The following is a 7906-nucleotide window of genomic DNA, read 5'->3' on the forward strand; positions in this document are numbered from 1 at the left end:
CGTCAGGGGTGGGCAGCGCGGCCTCCGGTGTGTTTTACGATGGCCTGATAGGTGGGCTGGGCCGCTGGCTGTCGGGCGATGAGCATTGGAACTTGGGCGGCCAGCTTTACGACTGGACGCACCGGGATAAACAGATGGTCGATGATGCCTCGCGCAAGCTGGGCGTCAGATCACCATCGTCACAATACAAACCATAAGGGGGAGAGGGGATGAACTACATCAAGGAACGGCTGGGCTCGCCGTCCACCTGGGCAGGGCTGGCGATTCTGGCGGACGCGGTAGCGCGCTGGATCGCTGGCGACCGATCAGCGGCGCTGTCGGCGGTATTGGGGGCCTTGGCGGTACACATCAGGGAAGGGGGCAGCACACCATGCGAGCCAAGCAAGTAGCGTTATGGGTGGCGATTGGGGCGGCATCGATGCTGGTCTATGATCTGGTCAAGACCAAGATATTCGTCAATGCCGTCAAGGCGCCGTAATATGCCATATGGGTAATATAGGTTGACATGCAAACGGCATGAGCTTAAGCTTGTGCCGATTTTTTTGCGGGGAACAATATGGCCTATTTGGGCGAAAGAATGTATTCGTGTTTTTCAACGCTGTTTAATTGGACGCAAACACACATTGTTGTTGTGAGCGGTTCAGGTCCAAATGCATGCGGCCACACAATTTTAAATGCTGGGCAGTTCTACTTTCATATTGATGGCTTTCGTGAATATCCATGGTATTTTAGTGAGTCCGGATATCGTCGATACCTAAAAGAAAATGGAAAAAAAGAACTGTTTCGTCGCCGTGTTAGGGTAACTAACCCATCTCGCGCACAAGAAAAGCTCGAAGAGCTAAGCGCAGACAAGTGGACGTGGGGTGGGGCGGTTCACAACTGCGTAACGTATGTCGAAGAAATTTTGAAGGCAGGCGGCTCGGATGAATCTTTATTTAGCAACTGTCCGGTTCGTTGGAAATGAAAAAAACATTGTTGGTTGTTGCTGCGATATTGCTTTCGCTAATTATCGGGCTAATTAGTGCCCAAGCAACTATATTGATAGTTGGCTTAGTAGTGAATGTATTAGACATCACCCTTAGTGTTAGCTACGAAAGCGTTATTCCATTCTTGCTGATAGAATCGCTGATTGTTTTTTGGTTATGCATGAAGTTTTTTCTAAAGCGTTTTTCGGCATTTTTGCATCCGAAGCAACCAACTTAGAAAAGCCGGAAAATTCCGGCTTTTTCTTAATACATCTGAAATTCAGATTTCACTCCATACCATTCGCTTAGATTGGTTACGCGCCCTTCTATCATTTGCAAATGACAAGTTACAGACTGTACTGATTGAGCTGTGCCGCTCATTGCACCATAGGCGTAAAACTCGGCTAGTTTTCCACAAAGCATACCGCGTGCTTTATCAAAGGCGTGCTCACCTCCTTTGAATGTACTAATAAACGAACTTCGCGCTTTGCGTGGTATAAAATCCGTTCCTGCAATCGCATCAATCGCCTGACTGCGCATGCGATTTAAATCACTTTCAGCACTATCAAGCTTCTGGCTATAACACAACCAAGTTGGGCCATCGAACTTGGCACAGCTTGAATAAAGCTTCTCGTGATCAAGCGCGTTAGCCGGCGCGCTTACAAACAAAATCGTAATTGTTGCCATGGTAAGAACATGGTGAAAGTCTTTTCTTTTCATATCAATCTCTTTCAGGGCTTGGCAATCGCAAGCCCGCAGTAATGACCGAGCGCAATAAATCTTTATCTGCGCGTAAGCGGTCGATTTCTTCTTGTTGTTGTTCAAGCCGCACCTGAGCAGCAGCAAGTTCTGTTTGTCGCTGAATCAACAATTCTTCAACGATTGTAAGCCTTGCAGAATCAGTTTCTAGCCGCTCCAGACGTCGCCGGGTAAAGAAGTTCGCGTGGGCCTCTTTGGCGGTGATGGCATCGCGCCAATTTTGGCCAGGCGCAATCAATACGGTATTGCCCTGTGCGTCGGTACCAATCTGGTAACCGGCAAAATCCCCAAAGGCTTCTGGAAGAGTGCCAGCTCGGTATTGCAGCAGCTGCTTAACAGCGCTTGGAATTAGGTGTGGATTTCTCCGCCAACGAAAGGCGGTTTGGCGACAAACACCAGTTACTTCGCCAATTTCTTGATCAGACATCCCGAAAGTCAGTCGGTGGAACTCGTTTGGGTCGACAGCAAGACAACGTCTAGCGACCAGATCGAGTTTTTTCCGGGGTGATTTGTTGCGTTCTATGGGTTGATTGTTGTTTTTTTCCATACAAAATACACAAATAATTGCGTAGTAGATAGGTCATGCGAACACCATAATTTGTTGTAAAGGCGCATTGATTCTATATTCAGGAAATTCTGATAGTCAAATACGTCAATGCGCATGTGCTTTTGCCTCGCTTTTGTTCGCATAATGTGCATTATGTAAAATCAAGTTATTGGTCAAAACAACTTGTCGCCGTATTTCGCGCCTTCTTCTTCAGTTCCCCAATCCAGTCTATTAAACCCCATTACTAATGGACTTTTTTAACCGACGATTCTAATCCACTTTAATATCTTCATACCGGCCTGATGTGGCTTCATATCAGGCTTTCCACGTTATTCGAAGTTCGTCGTTATGGGTCATTCTCGCTTTGCGCCAGTCGCCGGTTTTGGTCATGTCCGTGAGTCCTACAATGTTGCTTTATCCCTCAGCACTGTCTCATCAGAAGAAGTTGCCAAGCTCTGCAAGGTGCCGCTACAGACCGCGCAGCGCTGGCGAACTGGCGAGGAACACATGCCGTATGCAGCCTTTGCGTTGGTCGAGCTGGCTTACCATGGCCGCTTTATCGATAACTTCGGCAAACTGGCTGGTTGGCATTTCGACATCGCTGCGCAAAAGGTGTTTCCGCCCGGTGAAAACCATGGTTTCGATGCACAAGACATTAATGCATTACGCTCAATACGCACGCAGCTAAAAATGTTCGATCTTGAAGCCAAACAGGCCAGAAATCAGATTGCTGCCTTGCAAGAAGACCTGACCACATTGCGCAAACAACGCGATTTCTACAAGCGGCAATGCGTACTGGAAGCCAAGCATGGCCTGTACCTGCTAAACCTATTGGGCATTAAGGATTAATCCGGTAGATAAAGTGCTTGCGCTACCATAAAAGTTACGGCTTGACTACTGTTCATGCTACAAACGGTAACCCCACCTGCCAGCACAAAGCCTTCTGCCAATTTCTCGTTCACCTTTTGTGCCAAACGATCAAAGCCGTTATAACCAGTCACATCAGGCGAATGAAGTTCACGAAAAATGATGTAATCTCGCATGCTAACTCATTTAAACGGGTTGTATTCTTCCGCCTCAGTGTCACTGGCTTTGCTCAAACGCATGGTGCCGGCCACCAAACCAATCACAAACGAGATAGCACAAGCCTTTACTACAAAGATTGCGGAGATTGCCCCCAGCTTTTCCAGCTGATTGGCATCTGACCACACCATATACAAAAATACATTAGCCAGTATCAATACCACAATAAACCTAGCCGACATCGAGACTTCACCCCAAAAAGGCTTGATGCTGCTAGGTTATACACCATTCGTCAAATAGTTACGCCCAGTCAGAAGTTACTAGGCTGCTGCCTGAACTGTCGTAATCAACCGCCCTCTTACTACCCGATAACGATGGCTGGTAATCACTTCGCAAACTTTGATTGTTAACCACAACGGCGACAATACCGCCATAGTCAGCAGTTCTTTCCAGTGGTATTGCTTCTGATAGCGCCCGACCAGATGCCAAGCTGGCAAGGTGCAATGCAAGCCCGGCCCAGTACTGGGATTGAACACTTGTTTGGTGTCATAGGCGTGATAGACATCACTGCCCCGGAACACCCAGCGATCGGCAACCGGACTATCGTGACTCGTGCCGTATTTAACAGTGGCCACGTGGATACGCGGCATGTTGAGCTTGAAGCCGAACAGCTTGGCCAGATTGCCAATCAGTGGCATCTTCAGGCGATCCAGACGCCGACAGATCACGGTGTATTCACAGAGTGCAGTTCTGACCTGTTTATCGATCAACCCCAAATCTTGCACGATCAGCATCATATCCCAACCCAGCTTGCGACTATGCAGGCACCAGTTGATCAGGTCTTGCCGGGTTTTGTCTTGCCAATCGCGGGTATTCAGCCACATCGCGCATTCATCCAGCACGATCAGCCCATTCTTGGATTCATCGTAGCTAGGGTTGCCGTTGCCGAGTGCTTCCAAATCGACAGCGGTCGGATGATCCGGCAAACGTGTGACATAGGCGCGGCTTTGTGGTCGCGCCATCTTGTCCATAAAGATATCCAGATTGGTCGCTACCGGTGCACCCCGGCCCAAGTATTCCTTGATCTGGCGGACACAGGACAGGCTTTTTCCGCCACCCAGCTTGCCGGTTACGATATAAACCGCCATGTGTTTCCTTTGAATTGATATAAGGTATTACAAAACGCCACTGCCAAATGCGACCAGCGCCAAACGGTTGCCATGGGTTAGGTCGGCCTGTGGTCCGACCTAACCCAGCGCATAGCGTTAACAGTGATTCAGTCCGTCAATGCCTTTCGCGGCATATCCTCGCCCTATGGGCTGCGGTATTCCACGGTGCATTGACTGCCTGATTCACTCTTACGTGACATAGGACATGATCTTGAGCGTTTCTACGTTCCAGTCATAGAAGGCACGCGCCATGCGTGCGGCGATGTAAGCAGCCACACACGCCGGCAGGTTACTCGGCAACACTTGGCCAGCAACAGCCATCACTGGATCAGGCAACGAGTATTTCAAGGCCGCAATTGCCCCCATACAAACACTCCACATAGTGACCGTCATGCTGGTAAACGCCGCCACTGCTGCCACACCAATCGCAGTTTTCTTGGTCAACCATTGACCCAACCATGTCGCCAAGCCACCGAATAGCCCCATCAGAAACGCTGGCATTTATTTCCCCTCTCGTTTAGCTGTCGCCACCGCCATAGTCACAGTCGTAGCAATGCGGTGGAAATTCGTCAAATTCGCTGGGGTCAATCTTAGCTGGAAGACTTGGCCTGGGGCCTGCCCCACTACATTCTAAAATGTTAGCGCTTAGATGCCTAATCTGTTCCCACCACTCACTATCAAACAATGCCTCACGTGAATATTTTAAGCAATCACTCTTTTCAATATCTGGCTTTGAAACAATATTTGCAAATTCTTCGATTATATTTTCACAGCCAATAAATTCATCATACCAACTCCCATAACTGGTGCTAGCCACCGATATCAACCGAATTAATGGATTATAACGACCATCATTTAAATATGGACTATTAAGACTAGGAATGCGACCTGGCAATCGCTCCATTAAATCGGTGCCAGAAAGACTGAGGGCCGTCAAGATTATCCAAAAATAATCTGTTGCAATTCTTTCCCTGCCAGGATAAATAATTGGCTCGTCACACATGCTCACTTATTCCACAGCATATGACAATGGAAATTCCGTTCAATATCCAATGAAACAAGACTTTCTGTATCCCACCTACCGAGCGTTACCTATTGCTTGCAAAACGTTTCAGCAACACGCGACAAATAGGGCAGCGCATGCTCATCTAGAAACTGCAACATTTCCTGACTCATCTTACTGGTTGCATATTCCGCATCCTCAAGCGTCAATGGCTCGCCCGAGAGCACCTCCATGATTCCCCAATATCGCATCGAGGTATTCTTCTCCCAATCCACTTCAGTATAACCTGCAGAATCGAGTGCTGCCTTCAGCACTTCGGGATCACGATATGCAAATTTAACTCTTTCAACAGGAGCCAAGTCAATCAGAGATGAAACGAACTGACTTTGAAGACCGAACTCTGTCATGTGAAGATATGTGCTTGGCAAATGAAAAAGGCAATTTAAATCACCTTTACCTGCTGCTAATGCTTCCTGCGATATACGATTTGATTCGTAGAAATCAAGCTCCTTCTCATTGTTCGACCACCCAACGCCAACACCAGCAAAATCTGAGTTCTTATAGAACTCCAAAACCATATAGCAAGTTAGCGCAGAGCATGGGCTCCAAGTCCAAACACATGACCCAGGCCGAGTAGACCCTAGTTTAATCTTTTTTCGCCGTTTAAAATCAAAGCCATTTTTCAACCTGTCATCAATCAACGACTCTAAATATTTCTTGAAAACTACTTCCAAAGCGGCACCTCTACAGCTTAAAAAATCAAATATCCAAGCTGGTTTACGTAAAAAAACCTCAAAACCGCTCTACAACCGCTTCAGCATTGAAGAAAAATTTTCACTTAAAAACAAAGACCAACTCTCTACATCCATACTATCCAAATAAGGAAACTCATAAGATACCTCTGCATCAAGACGCTCTCGATTCAATGTATTACACCAAGCATCGATTGCATCTTCAGGAAATCCAGAATTCCTACTACTTATGATAAGCTTATCAATTATTGCATTTTTAATTTTTAAGAATTCCAACACCTTATCACCATCTAAAATATCAGACATTGACTTAGCAGTTAAATAGTCATCCGGTGATACCTCCTCCCCTTTACATTTCAATAAAGTCATTGAAAATCTCCCGCCGCTGACTTCGTCAAATGAGTACTTACTGTCAACCTTAAATCCAAGCAAGACGCTTCCTTCGCCACAATCTTTCACCCACAATGGGTAAGATGTTTTCTTTGGCTTAAAACTTTCACCAGAAACACAATCACTCAAATTGCGCTTCAATATTCCATATACGATAGTAGATTTCATTTGCCATTCCATGCGCCGATATTTATAAATCCAAACATTTTGCACCATATGTCTTCACAAAATACGAAGCCAACTCAACAAGCCCGTTTACGAGCACAACAGTTGAACCGCTACCAACACCACCAACACTTAATCCAGCTCTTGTCAAATAACCTTCTGCCAAAATAAGGCTATCCACTTCAAGACCACCAACTACTAGAGCAGGGCTAGAGGAATTTCCTCGTGCCATTAATTGCTCTCTCAATCGTCTTAGTGGCTCGCCATAATTTTTCGGTATTTTATTCTTAACTTCCAGCTCCAAGATTGACTTCTCAACCTTAACCAACATGTCAACTTCTCGCCTAGTACTCTTAATTAGTGAGTTTCTGCCAACAATACTATTAGGACCAAGACACTCTTTTACAATTCTCTCGACCCACTTCTCAGCGGCCCTCCCCGACTGCTTCGCGAGTTGCCATCCCATTCGATAGTTACCCTGAACAAAGGCTCGTCCCGAATTTGCAGAGAGCGTTTGAATTTCCTTCATGCCAGCATTAAGTTCAGCAATAGAAAACAGTCCAAGTGGATCAATATTACTGACCGGATCACCATTCGCATACAGATAGTCATGCAAACTGACCGGGTTGCTCGGATTGCCGGGATGTGGATCCCGACTCACAAACCGCCCCGTCACCGGGTCCAGGTAGCGTGCCCGCAGATAGATCCACCCCAGGTTGGCATCCCACTGCTCGCCGGCGAACTGATAGGCCGTCTGGCTGGTCCCGTCATGCTGGCGGGTCTGCCCCCAGGCATCGTACTGGTACTGGTCGGTGAGATTGCCCTGCGCGTCGGTCAGGCCACGGGTACTGCCCAGCGCATCATAGAGGAAGTAGCGGACGTCGTCGCCACGCTGTTGGCTCAGCAGGTCGTCGCCATGACTGTAGTGCGTGGTCTGGCCGGTGGCATCCTGTTCTTCCAGCACCTGCGCATGGTCCCGGTTGGCATCCACCAGCCAGTGGGTGGTCTGGCCGTTCAGGGTTTGGCTGATGCGGTTACCCTGGTGGTCGTACTGGTAGCGCAGGCTGCTGCCGGGCAGTTCCACTTCGCTCAGCCGCTGGTCGCTGTCATAGCCATAGCTGGTGAGTTGGCCG

Annotated in this window: 14 protein-coding genes; 4 read left to right on the top strand and 10 right to left on the bottom strand. The window is 47.7% G+C overall.

What is annotated here, in order from left to right; all coding sequences use genetic code 11:
- The 3 genes from FFS57_RS25450 to FFS57_RS23900 all read left to right on the top strand — a co-directional run.
- Nucleotides 1-197, top strand: a 197-nt coding sequence (locus tag FFS57_RS25450; protein WP_171014186.1) for a hypothetical protein, incomplete at its 5' end; no start/stop codon positions are given.
- Between the two features lie 12 nt (nucleotides 198-209).
- Nucleotides 210-389, top strand: a complete 180-nt coding sequence (locus tag FFS57_RS23895; protein ID WP_137940340.1) for a hypothetical protein — start codon at nucleotides 210-212, stop codon at nucleotides 387-389.
- A gap of 167 nt (nucleotides 390-556) precedes the next feature.
- Nucleotides 557-964 (top strand): hypothetical protein, encoded by a 408-nt coding sequence (locus FFS57_RS23900; protein ID WP_137940341.1) that lies wholly within the window; start codon nucleotides 557-559, stop codon nucleotides 962-964.
- A gap of 265 nt (nucleotides 965-1229) precedes the next feature.
- Here FFS57_RS23900 and FFS57_RS23905 read toward each other — a convergent pair whose 3' ends face one another.
- On the bottom strand, nucleotides 1230-1685 hold the full coding sequence (locus FFS57_RS23905; RefSeq protein ID WP_137940342.1) for a lysozyme inhibitor LprI family protein: 456 nt from the start codon (nucleotides 1683-1685) through the stop codon (nucleotides 1230-1232).
- 1 nt (nucleotide 1686) lies between these two features.
- Nucleotides 1687-2271, bottom strand: a complete 585-nt coding sequence (locus tag FFS57_RS23910) for a hypothetical protein (RefSeq protein ID WP_137940343.1) — start codon at nucleotides 2269-2271, stop codon at nucleotides 1687-1689.
- Nucleotides 2272-2619: 348 nt separating this feature from the next.
- Between FFS57_RS23910 and FFS57_RS23915 the strand changes: the two genes are divergently transcribed.
- Nucleotides 2620-3120, top strand: coding sequence for a hypothetical protein (locus tag FFS57_RS23915; RefSeq protein ID WP_137940344.1), 501 nt, complete (start codon nucleotides 2620-2622; stop codon nucleotides 3118-3120).
- On the opposite strand, the gene FFS57_RS23920 is transcribed toward FFS57_RS23915, so the two are convergent.
- The 8 genes from FFS57_RS23920 to FFS57_RS23955 form a co-directional block, all read right to left on the bottom strand.
- Nucleotides 3117-3314, bottom strand: coding sequence for a DUF1737 domain-containing protein (locus tag FFS57_RS23920; RefSeq protein WP_137940345.1), 198 nt, complete (start codon nucleotides 3312-3314; stop codon nucleotides 3117-3119). The genes FFS57_RS23915 and FFS57_RS23920 overlap by 4 nt on opposite strands.
- 6 nt (nucleotides 3315-3320) lie before the next feature.
- Nucleotides 3321-3536: a hypothetical protein gene (locus tag FFS57_RS23925; RefSeq protein WP_137940346.1), complete on the bottom strand. Its 216-nt coding sequence runs from the start codon at nucleotides 3534-3536 to the stop codon at nucleotides 3321-3323.
- A gap of 78 nt (nucleotides 3537-3614) precedes the next feature.
- Entirely contained in the window at nucleotides 3615-4442 is an 828-nt protein-coding gene (locus tag FFS57_RS23930; RefSeq protein WP_137940347.1) for a zonular occludens toxin domain-containing protein, read from the bottom strand.
- 210 nt (nucleotides 4443-4652) lie between these two features.
- Nucleotides 4653-4964: a DUF5455 family protein gene (locus tag FFS57_RS23935; RefSeq protein WP_137940348.1), complete on the bottom strand. Its 312-nt coding sequence runs from the start codon at nucleotides 4962-4964 to the stop codon at nucleotides 4653-4655.
- A gap of 16 nt (nucleotides 4965-4980) precedes the next feature.
- The gene (locus FFS57_RS23940) at nucleotides 4981-5466 is read right to left on the bottom strand and encodes a hypothetical protein (protein WP_137940349.1); all 486 of its coding nucleotides are present in this window, start codon (nucleotides 5464-5466) and stop codon (nucleotides 4981-4983) included.
- Between the two features lie 89 nt (nucleotides 5467-5555).
- Complete coding sequence (locus FFS57_RS23945) at nucleotides 5556-6200, bottom strand: hypothetical protein (RefSeq protein WP_137940350.1); 645 nt, start codon at nucleotides 6198-6200, stop codon at nucleotides 5556-5558.
- A gap of 69 nt (nucleotides 6201-6269) precedes the next feature.
- Entirely contained in the window at nucleotides 6270-6776 is a 507-nt protein-coding gene (locus FFS57_RS23950; RefSeq protein ID WP_137940351.1) for a hypothetical protein, read from the bottom strand.
- Nucleotides 6777-6798: 22 nt separating this feature from the next.
- A partial coding sequence (locus tag FFS57_RS23955; protein ID WP_137940352.1) for an RHS repeat domain-containing protein occupies nucleotides 6799-7906 on the bottom strand: 1108 nt, incomplete at its 5' end.

Origin of the sequence: Chitinivorax sp. B, assembly GCF_005503445.1 — a bacterium.
Lineage (GTDB): Bacteria > Pseudomonadota > Gammaproteobacteria > Burkholderiales > SCOH01 > Chitinivorax.

Bases quoted from the DNA above. Each gene is read 5' to 3' on its own strand.
- FFS57_RS23895 (WP_137940340.1), top strand. From the start codon at position 210: ATGAACTACATCAAGGAACGGCTGGGCTCGCCGTCCACCTGGGCAGGG.
- FFS57_RS23900 (WP_137940341.1), top strand. From the start codon at position 557: ATGGCCTATTTGGGCGAAAGAATGTATTCGTGTTTTTCAACGCTGTTT.
- FFS57_RS23905 (WP_137940342.1), bottom strand. From the start codon at position 1,685: ATGAAAAGAAAAGACTTTCACCATGTTCTTACCATGGCAACAATTACG.
- FFS57_RS23910 (WP_137940343.1), bottom strand. From the start codon at position 2,271: ATGGAAAAAAACAACAATCAACCCATAGAACGCAACAAATCACCCCGG.
- FFS57_RS23915 (WP_137940344.1), top strand. From the start codon at position 2,620: ATGGGTCATTCTCGCTTTGCGCCAGTCGCCGGTTTTGGTCATGTCCGT.
- FFS57_RS23920 (WP_137940345.1), bottom strand. From the start codon at position 3,314: ATGCGAGATTACATCATTTTTCGTGAACTTCATTCGCCTGATGTGACT.
- FFS57_RS23925 (WP_137940346.1), bottom strand. From the start codon at position 3,536: ATGTCGGCTAGGTTTATTGTGGTATTGATACTGGCTAATGTATTTTTG.
- FFS57_RS23930 (WP_137940347.1), bottom strand. From the start codon at position 4,442: ATGGCGGTTTATATCGTAACCGGCAAGCTGGGTGGCGGAAAAAGCCTG.
- FFS57_RS23935 (WP_137940348.1), bottom strand. From the start codon at position 4,964: ATGCCAGCGTTTCTGATGGGGCTATTCGGTGGCTTGGCGACATGGTTG.
- FFS57_RS23940 (WP_137940349.1), bottom strand. From the start codon at position 5,466: ATGTGTGACGAGCCAATTATTTATCCTGGCAGGGAAAGAATTGCAACA.
- FFS57_RS23950 (WP_137940351.1), bottom strand. From the start codon at position 6,776: ATGAAATCTACTATCGTATATGGAATATTGAAGCGCAATTTGAGTGAT.